Raw genomic sequence first — 16705 nt, 5'->3', positions numbered from 1 at the left:
TCGGGTCAGGGCCGGACGCGGTCGCTGCGCGCTTCGAGCCCCTCCCGGGAGAGGGTGAAGTTCTGCTGGAACGAGCCCGGTCGCAGGTTGTGGGTGACGGACTTGACGAAGTAGTCGCCGTCGTAGGCCCGTCCGGCCCCGCGGACGCCGACGAGCCGGCGCGGCTGGAGGAGGTAGCCGTGCCGGTTGACGTCGAGCGACCCGGAGCCCGAGACGACGTCGGCGGAGACCGCGGCCCGGGCGAGGAGCTCGGCCTCGGCCTGTTCGCGCTGCTGCTTGGCGGTGCCGGCGAGGGTCCGGCGCTTGAGTGCCGGGGTGGGCCGCCTGCCGAGCGGCGGGCGCAGGGCGCTGATCGGCGGCTGGGGCAGGAGGGTGGCCTGCCGTGTCCCCGGGTCCTGCCAGCGGGCCTGCGGCTCCTCGCGTGCCGTGCCGTCGTACGCGAACGTCAGCTGGTCCACGGTCGTGTTGGCGTCCATGTTGACGTTGAGGGCGTGCTGTCGCAGGCCGAGCCGGACCTCCGGGCCCCAACGGGCGGACGACTGGCCGGGGTCGGGTCCGGGCTCCAGGTAGAAGGTGTAGCCGTTGGCACGGGCGAGCTCGGTGACGTACTGAAGATCCGTCTGCGTCTGGTAGTGCACACGCAGGTCCTGGTGCGGGGGCTGGGACACCTTCTCCGTGTAGACGTCCGGGCGGATGCCGTAGTCCGAGTACCGGCGCAGGATGGCGAGGACGCGCTCGGACGGGGGCAGGTTGGGATAGCGGGCGGTGCGCTCCTCCAGGTCCATGAGCAGCGTCAGGTCCTCGCCGGTGACGGTGAGGGTGGAGTGGCCCGGGATGTTGCTGGCCCCGACCTCCTGCCGGACGATCAGCCCGTCGAACAGCACCTCGGGGGTGCCGCGGACGCTGACGGTGAGGATGACGCGCGTCTTGGGATCGAAGAAGCCCTCGGGCAGCAGGCGCTGGTTGATCAGCCCGTGCTTGGTGAGGTCGAAGGCGAACTGGAAGCCGCTGCGCTCCCCCGCGGTCGCGGTGATCTGGGCGGACAGCAGCGCCTCGGCGACCTCGGCCGGGACCGGGCGGGCCAGGGTGGGGCCCATGAGGAGCTGGATGTGGACGGGGCCCTGCCCGACCGGCTGTTCAGACACGCCGCTCTCCGCGGGGGAAACCGCCGAGCGACGGAATACCGATGACGCGTCCCGCCTCGTCCGTCAACTCCCGAGGATCGAGGACGGGGTTGGCGTCGGCTATCCGCCACCACTGTCCCGGGTCGCCGAGGAAGCGCTGCCCGAGCAGATCGGGACGCTCACCGGCAGCGACCGTGTGCGGCACGGTCTCCTCGTCGAGCGGGGGCAGCAACCGCCGCTTGGTGTAACGGACCTCGGTGCCGTCGGCCATGCGGTGCACGCCGATCTCGGCGTCGTGGTAGCGGCTGGTGCGCGGGTAGGGGTGTGCTCCGGGTATCGAGTCGAGTGCGCTCTCGTAAGGCTCGGTGCCTGCCATGGCTCTCTCCTCATCCCCTTCCGGTCATGAGTCCGACGCCGCCGAGGCCGAGGGCGCCCAGGCTGCCGCCGCGCGCCGCGGCCGCGAGCCGCTCCTTCTGCGCCAGGTGCGCCATGTACAGATCGGCGCCGCGATGCCCGGCGGGCAGGTCGCTCACGGTCAGGATCTTCATTCCGATGCTCAGCGAGGCCCGGATCGGATTGAGGTCGACGTCGAAGGCGGACTCGTTGACGGAGAGTTCGGTGAGCCGGACGGGCATGACCCGCTTGCTCCCCCAGGTGAACAGCGTCAGCGGCATCTCGATCGGGCTGATCTCGATGCTCCCCTGCTGCGTCAGCCTGCTCGCGGCCCGCAACTGCGCGGTCGTCGGCTGCACCAGCATCTCCAGGGTGGCGAGCTGCGGGTGGATCCCGTCGGGCGCGGCGACCTCCAGCTGGTCGGTCGCGTCGATCTCGGCGGTGAACTTCCAGGTCTCCTGGGCGGGCCCCTTGAGCCGGAGGGCCTCGTTGCGGTCCCCACTGCCGGTACCGCCGCCGCCCGCGTCACCACCGTCACCGGCCGACTGGGGCGCGATGCTGCGCTCCAGGGTGTCGGGGTTGAACTGGAGGACGATGATGCGTTGGGGGGTGCCGGTGTCGGGACTGACGACGACTATTCCGGACCGGATGGGTTTGGGGATGTCTGCGTAGCGGGTCATGCGCGCGCCTCCAGGCGGGCCCGGAGATCGGAGTAGTCGTGGCCGGGGAAGAGCTCGGGGAACCACGCCAACGCCCGCCTCATATGACCGACCTCGGTGTGGAATTCGCGGTGCGTGAGGTCCACGTCCGTGAAGAGGTACTGCCAGCCCGGAACCCCCTTCGTGGCGAGGAGGTGTTCCATGTAGGACTGGTAGTCGAGGTCCAGCAATTCCAGTCGGCGGTGGTTCGCGTCGTAGAACCACACCTCTCGGCTCTGCCCGTCCACCGGGATCCGCAGTGCGACGAGACGGCCCGACCCGGGAGCCTCCTCGAACATCTTCAGACCGTCCATCAGTTCCCGACGGTCAGGCGGAAGACTCGGGTCCACGTAGGGGAGGTAGTTACCCGACAGACAGGCACGCACGTCCTTCAGGAAGAACTCCCCTTCGAGCGAATAGTCGTCCATGTGCCAGGCCACATGAACGTGCTCGACGCCGAGCAGATAGCCTTCGACGCCCTGCAGGGCCGCCTCTCCCATGACGGCGCGAATCCTGTCGGTCTCCTCGGCGGTCAGCTCCCAGGCGTCGCCCGCACCGATGCGACGGGAGTCCACGACGATGTCGTCAGCGGAGTCGAGTTCGTCGACGACCTCGCTCACACGGGCGTGAAAACTAGTGCTCATAGCCGCATTCCTCGTTACCTGCGCCAATCGATCTTGCCGTTCCGGTCAAGCTCTTTGAGCTTTGAGATCACCAGATAGATGTCCTGCATCGCCCCCTTCCGCATACCACTCCTCCGCTGCTCCAGGAATCTCCGGACATCCGAGACCGAGTAATAGCGGGGGTGGCCGTTCTCCACCTCCTGGCCGTATCTCGTGGTTGTTCTGGTCTTGCCATCGGCATCCAGGCCGGCGATGTAGCGAGGGATCTGCCGAGAACCTCGCGTGGGACCCTTTTCACCACCGAGGTACTGCCAGACGGCCTCCGCGCCCGCGGAGTTGATGAGCAGCATGTTGTGCTCGTCCGGGGCGGGCGGAGGTATGTCACGAATAGGGTGCGACCTACCTGCCTTGGGTCGCCAGTCGCCCCTGTTCTCCCCGGTCCCTCGGATCTTGTCGTATCCGCCGTAGCTTGAAGTGATGTGCTTCGGGAACCCTCGGATGATGGTCCCGTTGCTGTCCTTGTGAATTGGGTGGAACACCACATCGCACTTGTACCAGATCATCGCTTCTGGATTCGGTATGGCGTCATAGGCGGGCCGTTCCAGCTGTCTTGCCATGGGACTGTTCACCGAGGGTCCGCGCGCCGGCACCAAGTTGCTGTTCGAGGGCATCCCACCCAGTGCTGCGGGAAGCAGGTGCATGCGCACCCAAGCGCTCTCCGCAGAAAGGCCGTTCGCTGTCACATAGTCCCAGCCGGGCGGGTTGCTGAAGCTTCCGGGCGGACCGCCCGTATCCTTCACGCTGCGACTCAGATATCCCGCTTCCAGGGAATGCGGCGGGCCGCTGTTGAACGGCGGGAACTTGGGTTTGGGCAGGCCGTCTTCCTTCAGTTCCTTCAACTGAATCTTGGGAAGCCTTATGTGGGGATCCCGCACACGCTTCGCCCTGAGGGGGACCGACGACGGGTTCAGCGTGGCCACGACACTCACTTCCGGGTCCCCGACCTCACGCAGACTTGTGAGCCGGTACCAGGCCCTCATGGCGCTCAGGAGCGGCCGGAAGTCCGCGTCCCAGATGCCGCGTTCGACCTTCGGCAGAAGTTTCGCCCGGATGCGAGCCGTGATGACGGCCAGCTTCTCGTCCTTCGACTCCTCCTCGTTCTTCCGCTTGTTCTTGTCCCTGCGGCTCTTGGGCCGGCCGGGTCCCGTCCTGTCCGGACCCCGCTCGCGGCGGCGAGGGCCATGCTCGCCGGACTCCGGCCTGTGCGGCTTGCCGTCCTCGTCGTGCTTCGGCTTCCTCGGGTCGTCGCCCTTGTCGCGCTTCGGCTTCTTCGGCTGGTCGGCGTCCCTGTCCGGCTTGGGCCTGGCCGGTGTGCCGTCGTCCTCGGTGTCCCTGGGCTGCTTCGTGGCGTCCTTCGGCCTGCTCGCCCCGGGTTCCTTGCCGGCAAGGGGCTTCCGGTCGTCCTTGGGCCCGTTCGGGTCCTTCTGGTCCTTCTGGTCCTTCGGCTTCGTCGGGTCCTTCTCGTCCTTCGGCCGGCCCGGGGTCTCGTCCTTGTCGAGCTTCGGCTTCGCCCGGGGCTCCGGCTTCGGCTTCGGCTGCGCCGACGGAGTGGGACGCGAGTCCGGCTTGCCGGCGGGCCTGTCGGCCGGACGGGCGGTGCTCGGCTCGCCCGCCCTCGGCCGGGTGGGCGTGGCCGTGTCACCGGTCGTGGGCTTCCTGCCGGCGCCTTCGGCGTCCTTCGGCCTGCTCGGGGCCGCGGCCGTGTCCTTGGGACGTGTGGAGGCCACGGGCGTGTTCGTCGGGCGCTCGGCCGGAGCGTTCTCGGCCGGCCGGTTCCGGCGCGGAGCGCCCGATTCGTCGGCTCCGCCGGCCGAAGGCCTGCCCTCGCCCCGTCCTTCCCTGCCGCCCCGCCCGAGCTTCGCCGCCACGCCCTTCAGGCGCTTGCCCACCTTCGCGACGTACTTGCCGATGCCGTCCAGCAGTGCCTGGTAGGCCAGCTCCAGGAGGGCGACGATGCCTGCCGCGACCGCCTTGGCGAACAGGAGGCCCGCCCCGCCTTGGCGGACCGCACGCAGCCAGGCCAGGACCGCGCCCATGGCGCGCAGGATCTCGCCCAGGGCGCCGATCGCCGTCCGGATCGCGTCGATGACGGCCATCACCCAGCCCGCGCCGGGGATCAGCTTCGCGATGACCTTGGTGATCACGATCTCGCCGATGATGAACGGGAGCTGGGGCACCACGGCGTCCCAGGTCTCCTTCACGATCCGCTCGAGCGAGAATCCGCCCTTGATCAGCTTGTCGATGATGGCCCTGGGTACGCCGATGATCTCCTCGATCTTCGACTGGAACCACTGCTTGACGGCTGACTGGACCTCGCGGAACAGGTGGTTCTTCGCCCCGTCCACCGCGGAGTTCTTCGCGCCGCTCAGCCAGCCGCCGGGGTCGTCCAGGAAGTCGACCGCGATCATCATGAACTCGCCGAGCGCGCCGAGGAGTTTGGAGGCGTAGTCGAGGATCGTCCTGACCGCGTCGATCACGGACTTGATGACGTCCATGAGCATCTTCTTGAGGATGTTCAGGATGTCGCTGAGCATCTTGGCGAGGGCGTTGAGCAGATCCGAGACGATCTGCTTCAGCCGTGCCGCGAGCCTGGTGACGAACGCGATCGCCGCCGCGATGAGGTCGGTGATGAACTTCCTGATGCGGGCGGCCAGTTCGATGACGGCTCGGACCATCGCCTTGGCGAACTCGATCAGGTCGTCGATCAGGTTCTTGACGGTGTCGACGATGAACTTGCGGGCCTCGTTGATCCAGCGCTCGACGGTCTCCTTGAAGTTCTTGATGAAGCCGACGACCGCGTCACGCGCGTCCCGGATGATCCGGACGATCGCGTTCTTGATCTCGATGACCTTCTCTTTGATCCAGTCGAAGGCCTTCGTGAGCCAGTTGCCCGAGTCCTTTGCCGCGCCGTCCGTCTTGTTCTTGGCGTCCGTCTCGGCCTGGTCGCCCTTGTCCTTGATCTGCTTGTCGCTGTCGGTCTTCTGCTTCGAGACGTCGTCGTCGGTCTTCTTCTCGCGGTCCTCGACGTCCTTGCGGAGCTTCTCCGACCGATCGGTCTTCTTGCTGCCGAGCTTCTGTAGCTCCTGGTCCTGTTCCTTGCGCCAGTCGGTGCGCTGTGCCGTGACCTCGTCGAGGGCCTTCGTCCGCTGACCCGTCTGTTCCCGGGTGTTCTTGCCGATCTCGCCGTCGACCTGCTGCTTGTGCTTCTGCTGCGAGTCGCGGAAGTCCTTGTCCTTGGTCCGGCGGCTGTCGGACATGCCCTTCTGGCCCTGGCTGAACGCCGCCTGGAACTCGGGCCCGCGGTCGTGCTCCGCCACCGCGGACGCCGCGTCCGGGGGTACGGCGCCGGTGGACGCCTTGCCGGGCGCGGCGGCCTTGACGCCGTCCGCGCCGGGCACCTTGCCCTTCAGCTGCTCCTGGGGGGCGTCGGGGTAGACCTGGTCCTCGCCCATCCCACGGCCGGAGTCGTCCCGGGCGGTGTCGACGGTCTCCTGGCCCTTGGCGTCGACGGCGGAACCCTGTTCGCCGGTCGTCTGCTCCGCGGCACCCTGCATCTGCACGCCGGGGGCGTTGCCCGCCTGGGCCTGCTTGAGGGCCTCGTCCTTCGTGGGCAGCCCGGCGAACTTGGCCGCCAGCTCCTGCTTGTCGACCTTGAAGCCGAGTTTCTCGGCGAGCCAGCCGAGGCCGAAGCCGAGGGCCATCTTGAAGGTCTGCCAGCCGCCCGGCTCCTCGGCCTTCTCCGCCTCGATCTGGCCTTCGGGCTGCTTCGCCCCGGTGACCTCGGCGTTCTCCTGCTCGGGTGCCTCCGACTTCTGCGCCGGGTCCTGCGAGTACCGGGCCGGTGAGTCGGTCCTCGGCCTGCCCTCCAGGGTCTGCGGCGCGCCCGCGGGACGCTGCATCGAGGGCGGCGCGGCAGCGAGCTGTGTGTGCTCGTCGCCGACGCTGCGGTCCACCGAGCCGCCGACCCCGCCCATGGCCTCCAGCGCCTGGTGGGGCTTCAACCGGGCGGCCGTGCTCAGCCCGGCCTCCGGCGAGACCTGGGAGAGGTTCGGAGCCGGCCCCGAGTCCTTCTTCGCCTTCCCCTTGCCGGCCGGCTTGCCGGCGACGCCGCCCGTGGCGCCGGAGGCAGCAGGTGCCGACTTCGGGACCACGGTCCTGGGTGCCCGTTCCTCCGTCGACGCGGGCTCGGCGTCGGCTGCCTTCGGCGCGGGCGGCTCGGGCGCCGGGGCGGTCGCCCGCGTGGGAGCGGGCTGCGGTGCCGCGCTCTGCTCGCTCGGAGCGCGGTCGGCCTCGGGCGCGCCCCCGCTCTGGGACCCACTGGTGGAGCTGCCGGGGCGGTCCGCGTCGGATCCGCCGGTGCTGTGGGAGTCGCGGGCCGCCGAGGGCGACTTGGCGTCGTCCGTGCGCCCGCTTCCGGCGGCCGCGGCCCCGGCCGCGGGGGCCTGCTGTTCGCTCTTCGGCGCGGGCGCAGCGGCCGTACCGCCCACCGCCTGCGGGGAACTCTTCTCCTGACCGGCTGCCGCCCCGTCCCCCGCGGCCGGAGTGCCCTTCTCCTGCTTGGCCGCGGTCTCCTTCGCGGCCCCGCTCTCCTGCGACCTTCCGCCGTCCTGCGCACCGGGTGCCTGCTGCACCGTGGTCTGTGCCGTGACCGGTCCGGCCTTCGGATCGTCTCCGCGCTTCGGGTCCTTGGAGACCGTACCGGTGTCCGCCGGAACCATGATCGTCCGGTCCGCACCGAGATCGGCGAGCAGGGTGTCACCCGGTCCGCCCTCCGTCTCGCGGGACGTCGAGGGCTCGGCAGCCGCTTCCTCGACGGTGTCTTCCTCGGACTCCCCCTCCGCTTCGGCCGCCGCGTCCTCCGCGTCCTCGACGTCGCGCTCGGCCTGCACGCGGTCGGCCTTGGTCAACGGGGGTGCGGGGAAGTCGGGGAGCGACTGGCTGCCGGACGTGGTGTCCTGCGTCGTGTCCGCCGTCGGCACCCCGGACAGGTCGGGGTCCTGCTCCGGCAGGAAGTCCTCCGGCTGGAGCCTGGTGTCCCAGGCGCTCGCCCCGCCCCCTCCGACCTCCACCTCGGAGGTGCTGCCGGCCTCGGCCGTGTCCTCGTCCGCCGAATCCTCGGGTCCGTCGAGATCCTGGTTGCGTACGCCGTCCAGCCTGCTCGCCGGTGCGGGCAGCTCGGTGTCGCGGCCCACCGTGGGCGAAGCGGTCGGCTGCTCCGGGCCCCGCTTGTCCTCCTTGGCCGCCTGCTTGCCGGTGACGAACTGCTCGGCGGCCCCGGGGCGGTTCCGGGCGGCGGACTCCTCCGCGCCGGCCGTCGGGGCGCCCTGCTGCTCGCCCGCCTCCTTGGCGCCCTCGTCCTTCTTCTGCCCCTGGTCGGCTCCCTGGGACTGCGTCTTCTCCTCGGCCCGTGCGCCCTGACCGCCCTGCGCGGTGGTGGGCCCTCCCGCCGGTGCGGCCGCCGTCGCCTCCTGCTGCGCTGCCCCGGAGGACGACCGGGCTCCGCCGCCGTCCGCCTCGGAGCCCGACTGCTGCCGCTGCTGCTCGCGGGTGCCGCCGTTCGACGGAGTGCTTCCGGGTGCGCCCTCGTGGTCGGTCCGGTCCTTCTCCGGACCGGGTGCGGTCTCCGGCTTGTCCTTCCGGGCGCGCTCCTCCGCGTCGCCGCGCCGGGTGCTCTCCCGCTCGGCCCGGATCTCCTCGGCCGTGTCGGGCTCGATCCCGGGAGCGGCGTGGGCGTCCCGCTCCACCCGGTCGTCGGCGAAGTCGTCGTACGCGTCGATCTCGTCGACGAGGTCCAGCACACGGTCCTGTTCGGAGCCGAGCAGCCGGTTCTCCAGCCGGTCGAGGACCTGGTCGAGCAACTCCTCCGGAAGCCCGGCCAGTTGCTTGCGGGTGCGCTTGGACAGGTCCTCGGGGTCGCCGCGCAGCGACCGTACGACCGAGTTGGCGAGCCGGTCGACGAGGGTCGCCGGATCGATCGCCTCCGTGCGCCTGCGGTCCGCGTCCAGGGTGGCGTAGCGCAGCCAGCCCGGAGTCGCCCGCCCCTCCTCCACCTCGGGGGCGGACTCGGCCCGCTCGGCCCGTACGAGGCTCTGGGCGGCCGCCTCCGCCTCCCGCTCGATCGCCTGCTGCGGCAGACTCACCGCCCCCGGCTCACGCCCTGCCCGCAGCGTGCCGAGGCCGTGCGGGTTCTGCACGGTGTGCAGCAGCTCATGGGCGAGCAGCCGCCGGCCCTCGTCGGTGCCCGGCTTGAAGGCGCCCTCGCTGAAGAGGATGTCCTGGCCGACGGCCACGGCGTCCGCGCCGAGCAGCTGGGTGAGCTGTGCGGCGTCCCGGCCGGTGTGCAGGCGTACCCGGCTCAGGTCGTGGCCGAGCTGCTCCTCCAGCTCGCGTCGTACGCCCGGGTCGAGGGGCTGTCCGGCGCCGCTGACGATGTTCTTCGGCTCGGGGGCGCGGGACTTGGCCGCCCGTTCCCTGCGCTTGCGCCGGCGCTGTTCGGCGCTCTGTTCCGCGCTCTCCTGCTGCGCCTGGGAGCTCACGGCGCCACCTCCCCGTGGCCGCTGAGTCCCTCGTGCACCGCGCGGGCCAGTTCCTGGCCGAGCCGGCGTGCGGACAGCCCGGCGGGCAGGGGCGCGAGGCCGGTCAGCGCGTCGACCGCCAGGGCGCCGTGCGCGGCCAGGGGTACGCCGTGCAGCCGTACCAGCCGGGTCAGTTCGCGTTCGAACGCGGCCGAGACGCGGGCCGGGTCCGCGCCGAAGCCGTCGAGTACGAGTTCGCCGATCTCCACGCGGATCACCGAAGGCCTTCTGCTCACACCCATCCGCGGACCTCCGTCGGGGTCAGCGAGCGCTCCAGCTTGAGGTACTCGGTGCGGGCGGCCGCGAGCATGTGCCGCATCTGCAGCCGGTCGCCCTCCTCGGCGGCGAGGAACGCCCCGGACAGCGCGATGTTGCGGATCGAGCCGCCGGCGACGGTGAGCCGGGCCAGCAGCGCGGGGTCGATGTCCTTCACGGGGGCCTGCGGTGGCAGCACCCGGCGCCAGATCTCGGCGCGTTCGTGCTCGGCCGGGAAGGGGAAGTCGACCACGAAGCGGATACGCCGCTGGAAGGCCGTGTCGAGGGCCTGCTTCATGTTGGTGGTGAGGATGGCGAGGCCCCGGTAGGCCTCCATCCGCATGAGCAGATAGCTGACCTCCAGGTTGGCGTACCGGTCGTGGCTGTCCTTGACCTCGCTGCGCTTGCCGAAGAGGGCGTCGGCCTCGTCGAACAGCAGCAGTGCGCCGCCGCGTTCGGCGGCGTCGAAGACCCGGCGGAGGTTCTTCTCGGTCTCGCCGATGTACTTGCTGACCACCTGGGAGAGATCCACGACGAACAGGTCGAGGCCCAGTTCACCGGCCATGACCTCGGCCGCGAGGGTCTTGCCGGTGCCGGAGCCGCCCGCGAACAGGGCGGTGACGCCGAGGCCGCGGCGCAGGGTCGCGGCGAAGCCCCACTCCTGGTGGACGGTGGAGCGCTGCCGTACGTGCGCGATGATCTCCCGCAGCACGGCCGTCTGCCGCTCGTGCAGCACGAGGTCGTCCCAGCCGGCTCCGGGCTCGATCCGGCGGCCGAGTTCGTCCATTCCGATGCGGGCCTCGTCCAGGCCCGCGTGCCAGGCGAGTTCGGCGGCGTCCAGCTCGTCCTCGCGGGGCAGCCGACGGCGTACCGCGGCCGCGGCGGACCGTACGACGTGCGGGGGCAGCTGGAACTGTGCGACCAGGGAGCGGAGTTCGCCCTCCGCCAGGTCGGCGACGTCCTGGAACGCGTCGGACCAGAGCGCGAGTTGCTCGTCGTCGTCCAGGCGGGGCACGGCCACCCGCGGGCCGTGCGGGCGCTCGGTGCGCAGCGGGTCCTCGCCGGAGACGACGACGGGTACGGCGGCCCCGGCCAGGAAGGCCTCGGTCGCCGCCCGCTGGTCGCGGTCCAGTTCACCGGCCTCCAGCAGCAGCGCGGCCGGCAGCAGGATCGCCTCCCGCTGCCACAGCCGGGCCAGCCGGTCGCGTTCGACGGGGTCGGCCGGCACGTCCTCGGCGCTCATGGCGTACAGCCCGAGGCCGCAGCGGGCGGCCGCGGCGGCGGCGATGTCGGCCCGGCTGCGCAGGTCGCCGCCGGTCACCTCGACCAGCAGCGGTGCGTCGGGGCTGCGACCGTCCTCCGTCCAGCCCTCGGCGAGCCGGCTCGCGGCCATGTCGTACGACGGCGGGAGCGCCTCCGGTGCCGTGGTGCGGCGCAGCCTGCCGTGCAGCCGGGCGTCCAGGTAGGGCGAGCCCAGCAGGAAGTGCAGGATGCGCTCGTCCAGCCGGAGCCGGGAGACGGTCAGCCGGGTCTCGTCCTCCAGTTCGACGATCCGCCAGCGCCGCAGCGGCGCCACGGGGGTGAGCGCGCTCCAGTGCGGCTCGTCCAGGGCGGCCAGCGCGAGCGAGAAGGTGGGGTACCCCCGCTGCGGGTCTGCGGCGGCCGCCGCACACCGGGCGGCCGTCGTGGGGTCGAGTTCGTCGGCGGCGGTGAGCAGGACGAGGTCGCGCTCGAAGGGGGTGAGACCGAAGCAGGCGACCAGCGCGTCGAGGGGTGCGGTGGTCCCGGGTACGGGTACGACGGCGGTGTCGGCACCGGTGTCGCCGGACTGCTGCCCGGTGGCGCGTTCGGCGTGGGCGTCGACGCGGGCCAGGACGCGCCGGATCCCGTCGGTCAGCGCCGAACCGCCGTCGCTCGCACCCGTCGCACCCGGCTCGTTCGTGCCCATGTGTTCACCTGCCCCCGTCGTGTCGCCCATGCCGTCTCAGTTCTCCGCGCCCTCGTCGCCGCCCGCTCGCGTCGCGGAGCCGGAGTCGGAGTCGGTCTCCTGTGCGGGCCGTGCCTTCTTCTGCGTCCGCTTCGCGGTCCGGGCCGGCTGCGCCGTCTTCCGCGTACGGGCGGGTGCCTTGGCCGCGGTCCCGGCGACGGCCTTGGCGGGCGTCGCCTTCGCGGCCGCGCCGGAAGCGGGCTCCTGGGCGCCGGTCCCGACTTCCTTGCCGCGCACTTCGGCTGACGTTCCCTCAGACTGCGGATCGGCCCCCGGAGGGACCGGCGCTCCCGGTGCCCCGAACGGCAGCACCCGTACCGCGGGCCGTTCGACGGGCTTCGCCGGTGCCGGGGTCTCGCGGCCGTCGATGAAGACGAGGGAGGCCTGGTAGACCACCGACAGCGCGTACGGGGTCTGGTAGAGCATCCCCCACAGCTTCGACGTCTCGTCGATGTCCATGACCGACTGTGTGAACCGCACCCGCTGGGCCGCCTCGGCGAGGTCGCTGCCCGCCAGGTAGGGCTTCTCACCGGCGAGTTCGATGACGTCCTTGGGCAGGACGGGTATCTCGTGCAGGGTGCGCACCACCGAGCCGATGAGCCGCTGCCCGACCAGCTCGGTCTCGTCGCCGTACGCGGTGATCAGGTACTGCAGGTCGAGTGCGGCGGCGGCCCGGCGCACCAGCCTGCCGTCGGGCGCGCGGGTGGGCAGGTCGTTGTTGCGCTGCGAGGTGTCGGGGGTGACCTGGTAGAGGAAGACGGAGATGGTGGGGTCAGTCGGCGGCTCGGTGGGCGGCTTGCGCGGCTCCACCTTGACGGCCATGTCGATGTCCGGCTGCAGATGGGACTCGATCAGCAGGGCCAGGGCCTGGCTGACATGGGCGAGGGCGAGTGCGTTGCTCATGACGTCAGTTCCCCGGTTCCTCTCGTGTTGCCTCTGCCGCCACGCTCAGTGCCGTGCGGCTCACTCGCGCCCCCGTGCCAGGTAGTCCGCAAGGCTGAGGGCCGCGCCGGGCCGCTCCGCCGACCGCTCCGGCTGCCGTGGCCCGTTCCTCGTCGGCGACTGCCCGGCGGTCACCTCGAGGCGGCCGATCTGTACCTGCACCACCTGTTCGGGCGCCTTGCCCGGCCGGCGTGCGGCGGCCTGCCGGACGGCCTCGCGGGCCGCCGTCGTGTCCGCGGCGCTCGGCCTCGGTGCCGCGGACGCGACGGTGTGGGGAGCGACGCCCGCGCCCCGGCGGGTGGGCGCGGGCGTCGCGACCCGGTCCGCGCCATGCTCCGGGCCTCCCCGCCCGGAGGTGCGCGGACCGGTCCCGGGCACCGGCAGCGGCCCGGCCGCAAGGGGCGCGGCGGGACGCAGCAGCGGTGCTTCGGGCAGGGCGGTCGGTGCGGGGCGGGCTGTCCGCTCCGCGGGGGCCCGTTCGGTGCGTACGACGGTCCGTTCCCGTTCCGTGTGGAGCCGGGGCCCGGCGGCGGGCGGTGGCACGTCCCGGTCCGGCAGGGGTACGGGCGTGGCGGAGGGCCACGGCACGGAGTCCGTGGCGTCCGGGTCCGGGGTGCGGGCCCGCACCGCCTCGACGCGTTCGAAGGGGCCGGGCAGCCGCGGCCGTACCCGGACGGTGTCCGGCCCTGGGGCGGCGTGCCGGGCGATCAGCCGGTCGAGGAAGTCGGGCTCCGCCTCGGGCGCCCGGGAGGAGGAGTCAGACATCCGCACACAGCTCCAGGTAGTAGCGGCGCCGCAGCGGGCTGAGCGCCAGGATCTCCGGCTCGCTCCAGCCGTAGGCGGTGGCGAGCAGATGGACGTCGAGGAGCAGGTCCCTGGCCCAGGCGTCCAGTTCGGTCCACAGGTAGGAGGCGATGTCGAGGTCGGCCCGGCCGGCCGCACCGCACTCGGGGCAGCCGACGCCGAGCGTGACGTCGGCGCCCGGGTCGGCGGCCTCGACGGCCTCGGCGATCCGCCGCTGCACCGGCGCCGGAAGGGCGTCGGCGGTCCTGGGCGTCCCGTCGTGCTCCGCCGAGACCAGGCACCGGGCGAGGAGCGCGGCGCGCGGGTCGGCGGCCCGGTTCGCGGTCGTCAGGTCGGCGGCGGAGGGCAGCCGGAACCTGATGTCCCAGCCACCCTCCGTCAGCCGCACGACCGTGGCCTCGGGTGCGCCGAGGGAACGGGCGAACTCCCCGGCGTCCAGCTCGAACTCCATGTCCGTACCGCACGCCCGGCACTCCAGCCGCACCTGCATCCGCTCCCCGAACAGGGCGCGGCGCAGGGCGAACAGATCGGACTCGCGCTCGCCGACCGGCACCGCGGGCAGCGCCGCGGCGTCGAGGTCCGGGCGCGCCGTGCCGTGCAGCAGCAGGGCCCGTCCGGTGGCCGTCTCGGCGAGCCCCGCCTCCCAGGTGGCCAGCAGCCCGGCCGCCCCCGTGATCGCCATGTGCTCCCCCCGGCTTCCTCATCCTGCTTCCGATCAGGCCGGGTTGAGGAAGGAGGGCTCCTCGGGCTCGGGCACCTCGTAGTCCCGCTCCCAGCCCTCGCACTCGAGCTTCAGCGACTGGATGGCCACCGCGTTGGCGTTGGCGTCCAGTTCGCCGAGGACCTGGTACTCGCTGGGCCAGGTCCGGTAGAGCTTGTGCGAGACGGCGACCTGGCCGGCCTCGTTGAGGACCTGTATGACGATGTCCTTGCGGAAGTCGGCCAGGGACACCTCGGAGCCGAGGCCCGCGCCGACCTGCCAGACCTTGTTGGCCCAGCGGTCGAACTCGGGGTCGTGGGTGACACCGCGCTCCAGGGTGATGCCCTCGAACTCGGAGCGGCCGGGCGACTTGCGCGGGGAGGACGGGTCGCCGCCGTGACGGTGCTTGACGACCTCGGTGGTGCGCTTCAGCGGACTGATCTTGCTGATGCCGGCGACCGTACGACCGTCCCACAGGACCAGGAACTTGAAGTTCTTGTAGGGGTCGAAACGATGGGCGTTGACGGTGAACTCTGCCATCGGATTCCTTCAGCTCTCCAAGATTCCCGTGGGCCTACAGCTCGAACTGGCCGGACGTCTGCTGGATTTTGACGATCACGAACTCCGCCGGGCGGACCGGTGCGATGCCGACCAGGACGTTCACGATCCCGTTCGCGATGTCCTCGTCGGTGGTGGTGTCGCCGTCGCACTTGACGAAGTAGGCCTCGCGCGGGGTGCCGCCCTTGAAGGCGCCCTGCCGGAAGAGCGTGTGCAGGTACGAGGAGGCGGCGAGGCGGATCTGCTGCCACAGGTTCTCGTCGTTGGGCTCGAACACCACCCACTGCAGGCCGCGCTGGAGACTCTCCTCGACGTGCAGGGCGAGCCGCCGTACGGGCACGTACTTCCACTCGCTGTCGAGCGCGTCGGCGCCCTCCAGGGTGCGGGCGCCCCAGACCGTCGGGCCGGTCAACGGGAAGCTGCGCAGGCAGTTGACGCCGAGCGGGTTGAGCAGTCCGGTCTCGCGGTCGGTCAGGTTGACCGTGAGCGAGTGGACGCCCGCGAGCCGCGCCTCGGTGCCGGCCGGTGCCTTCCAGACGCCGCGCTCGGAGTCGGTGCGCGCGACGACGCCCGCGATCGCGCCGGAGGGCGGGAAGGAGCGCAGCCGCCCGGTGAGCGGGTCGGTGAGCTGCAGGTGCGGGAAGTACAGGGCCGCGTGGTTGCCGCGTACGGCGTCGAAGGCGGCGACGCCGGCCCGTGCGGTGTCCACGCTGACCCAGGTGCCGGGTGCGTCGACGAGCAGGAAGATCCGCCGCTCCTGGCACAGCCGCTGGGCGGCCGACACGACCGTGATCGCGTCCTCGGTCCTCTCGTACGCGGCCAGCTCGGGCAGGACGAGGAGGTTGACGTCGGCCACGCCGCGCAGCGCCTGGATGCCGGTCTTGTCGGCCTCGGAGCCGATGAGGTCGCGCGGACCGGGGGCTTCTCCGTCCTCGCCGCCCGCCAGCGGGAGGACGGGCGGGTTGACGGAGGCCTCCAGGCCGAGGTCGTTGGCGCACTCGCCGAGGAAGCGGACGACGTCCTCGGGGTCGGTGGAGCCCGCGACCACCTGGATGCGACGGCCGAAGGCGGTCACCTCGGCGCCCGCGAAGGCGTGCTTGCCCGGGGCGTCGGGCAGCGCGCGCAGCTTGCGCTCGAGCAGCAGGGCCAGTTCGGCCACGCTGCCCGGGGCCTCGCCGTCGCAGTCGGGGTCGTAGAGCGTGAACTCGCGTTCCACGTCGCCGATCTTGACGGTGAGGTCGACGGCCAGGTCGGGCAGCTCGTGACCGAAGGGCTTGGAGACCGTCCCGGACGGGTCGGGACGGCCCTCGCCGAGCACCTCGACGCGGATCAGCCGGGAGCCGGCGTTGATCACGGTCTGTGCGTAGCGGCCGTTGGAGGGGTCCATGGACAGGCCGGTGAAGCTCTCCCGGGCCTCGCCCCTGGCGTCGTGGACACGCAGGTTGAAGGTCTCGTCGGGGCAGGGCGTGTCCTGGTCGACGGCCACGCGCAGGCCGTTGCCCCATACGCCGGGCTCCTTGGCGTGCACCTCCAGGACCGGGCTGTCGCTGTGCCCCTCGGTGGACTTGAGGGTGACGCAGGCGGCCCTGCCGCTGCCGGCCCTGGTGACGCGGACGACGACGGCGACGGTGCCGCCGTTGCCGAAGAACTGGTGGACCGCGTAGCCGACGGCGCTGCGTGCGCTCAGGCCGCCGAAGCGGCGCTCGAACTCCGCGAAGCTGGTGACGCGCACCGGCTCGTTCAGCGGACCCCGCCGGGTGTGACCCACGAAAGCGGTCACCGACGTGGTCAGGGTCGAGATGGTGCGGGTGCTGCTGGGAAGCTCTTCGACGTAGACGCCGGGATACGTCGGCTTGGCGGCGCTCACCGCGCTCATCGGCTTTCCCCCTCCTGTCCCTGTCTCTCGGGCACCGGACGAAGACACCAAGAGAGTGACAGCGGAGGGACATGTTCCGGATCGGTGCGGCAAGCGACCCCGCGCGACTG

The 16705-nt window shown here is 71.6% G+C and carries 12 protein-coding genes; all 12 read right to left on the bottom strand.

Features of this window, described 5'->3' with window-relative positions; genetic code table 11:
* Positions 1-5 precede the first annotated feature (5 nt).
* The 12 genes from AC07DS_RS14380 to AC07DS_RS14325 are packed head-to-tail and all read right to left on the bottom strand — an operon-like array spanning position 6 to position 16595.
* Complete coding sequence (locus AC07DS_RS14380) at positions 6-1145, bottom strand: hypothetical protein (RefSeq protein WP_479145159.1); 1140 nt, start codon at positions 1143-1145, stop codon at positions 6-8.
* Positions 1138-1500, bottom strand: a complete 363-nt coding sequence (locus AC07DS_RS14375; protein WP_479145157.1) for a hypothetical protein — start codon at positions 1498-1500, stop codon at positions 1138-1140. The genes AC07DS_RS14380 and AC07DS_RS14375 overlap by 8 nt, the downstream gene beginning before the upstream one ends.
* Before the next feature lie 10 nt (positions 1501-1510).
* Positions 1511-2197, bottom strand: coding sequence for a hypothetical protein (locus AC07DS_RS14370; RefSeq protein WP_479145155.1), 687 nt, complete (start codon positions 2195-2197; stop codon positions 1511-1513).
* The gene (locus tag AC07DS_RS14365; RefSeq protein ID WP_479145153.1) at positions 2194-2859 is read right to left on the bottom strand and encodes a hypothetical protein; all 666 of its coding nucleotides are present in this window, start codon (positions 2857-2859) and stop codon (positions 2194-2196) included. The genes AC07DS_RS14370 and AC07DS_RS14365 overlap by 4 nt, the downstream gene beginning before the upstream one ends.
* A gap of 14 nt (positions 2860-2873) precedes the next feature.
* Complete coding sequence (locus AC07DS_RS14360) at positions 2874-9434, bottom strand: eCIS core domain-containing protein (RefSeq protein WP_479145151.1); 6561 nt, start codon at positions 9432-9434, stop codon at positions 2874-2876.
* Positions 9431-9715, bottom strand: a complete 285-nt coding sequence (locus AC07DS_RS14355) for a hypothetical protein (RefSeq protein ID WP_479145149.1) — start codon at positions 9713-9715, stop codon at positions 9431-9433. The genes AC07DS_RS14360 and AC07DS_RS14355 overlap by 4 nt, the downstream gene beginning before the upstream one ends.
* Positions 9706-11676 carry an ATP-binding protein gene (locus tag AC07DS_RS14350; RefSeq protein ID WP_479145147.1) on the bottom strand — a complete coding sequence of 657 codons (1971 nt, stop codon included), beginning with the start codon at positions 11674-11676 and terminating at the stop codon, positions 9706-9708. The genes AC07DS_RS14355 and AC07DS_RS14350 overlap by 10 nt, the downstream gene beginning before the upstream one ends.
* 36 nt (positions 11677-11712) lie before the next feature.
* Positions 11713-12618, bottom strand: a complete 906-nt coding sequence (locus AC07DS_RS14345) for a Pvc16 family protein (RefSeq protein WP_479145145.1) — start codon at positions 12616-12618, stop codon at positions 11713-11715.
* Between the two features lie 60 nt (positions 12619-12678).
* Positions 12679-13422: a hypothetical protein gene (locus AC07DS_RS14340; RefSeq protein ID WP_479145143.1), complete on the bottom strand. Its 744-nt coding sequence runs from the start codon at positions 13420-13422 to the stop codon at positions 12679-12681.
* Positions 13415-14143, bottom strand: a complete 729-nt coding sequence (locus AC07DS_RS14335; RefSeq protein ID WP_479145141.1) for a T4 family baseplate hub assembly chaperone — start codon at positions 14141-14143, stop codon at positions 13415-13417. The genes AC07DS_RS14340 and AC07DS_RS14335 overlap by 8 nt, the downstream gene beginning before the upstream one ends.
* A 33-nt stretch (positions 14144-14176) precedes the next feature.
* Complete coding sequence (locus AC07DS_RS14330) at positions 14177-14701, bottom strand: phage tail protein (RefSeq protein WP_004003113.1); 525 nt, start codon at positions 14699-14701, stop codon at positions 14177-14179.
* A gap of 34 nt (positions 14702-14735) precedes the next feature.
* Complete coding sequence (locus AC07DS_RS14325) at positions 14736-16595, bottom strand: phage tail sheath family protein (protein ID WP_479145139.1); 1860 nt, start codon at positions 16593-16595, stop codon at positions 14736-14738.
* Between the last annotated feature and the right edge of the window lie 110 nt (positions 16596-16705).

Source organism: Streptomyces sp. NPDC044064 (assembly GCF_056434245.1).
Note: the sequence above shows the minus strand (reverse complement) of the source record. Positions and strands in the feature narration are given on the sequence as shown.

What these genes read in the sequence shown, in the direction of transcription:
- AC07DS_RS14375 (WP_479145157.1), bottom strand. Translation starts at nt 1,500, where the DNA reads ATGGCAGGCACCGAGCCTTACGAGAGCGCACTCGACTCGATACCCGGA.
- AC07DS_RS14370 (WP_479145155.1), bottom strand. Translation starts at nt 2,197, where the DNA reads ATGACCCGCTACGCAGACATCCCCAAACCCATCCGGTCCGGAATAGTC.
- AC07DS_RS14365 (WP_479145153.1), bottom strand. Translation starts at nt 2,859, where the DNA reads ATGAGCACTAGTTTTCACGCCCGTGTGAGCGAGGTCGTCGACGAACTC.
- AC07DS_RS14355 (WP_479145149.1), bottom strand. Translation starts at nt 9,715, where the DNA reads ATGGGTGTGAGCAGAAGGCCTTCGGTGATCCGCGTGGAGATCGGCGAA.
- AC07DS_RS14350 (WP_479145147.1), bottom strand. Translation starts at nt 11,676, where the DNA reads ATGGGCACGAACGAGCCGGGTGCGACGGGTGCGAGCGACGGCGGTTCG.
- AC07DS_RS14345 (WP_479145145.1), bottom strand. Translation starts at nt 12,618, where the DNA reads ATGAGCAACGCACTCGCCCTCGCCCATGTCAGCCAGGCCCTGGCCCTG.
- AC07DS_RS14340 (WP_479145143.1), bottom strand. Translation starts at nt 13,422, where the DNA reads ATGTCTGACTCCTCCTCCCGGGCGCCCGAGGCGGAGCCCGACTTCCTC.
- AC07DS_RS14335 (WP_479145141.1), bottom strand. Translation starts at nt 14,143, where the DNA reads ATGGCGATCACGGGGGCGGCCGGGCTGCTGGCCACCTGGGAGGCGGGG.
- AC07DS_RS14330 (WP_004003113.1), bottom strand. Translation starts at nt 14,701, where the DNA reads ATGGCAGAGTTCACCGTCAACGCCCATCGTTTCGACCCCTACAAGAAC.
- AC07DS_RS14325 (WP_479145139.1), bottom strand. Translation starts at nt 16,595, where the DNA reads ATGAGCGCGGTGAGCGCCGCCAAGCCGACGTATCCCGGCGTCTACGTC.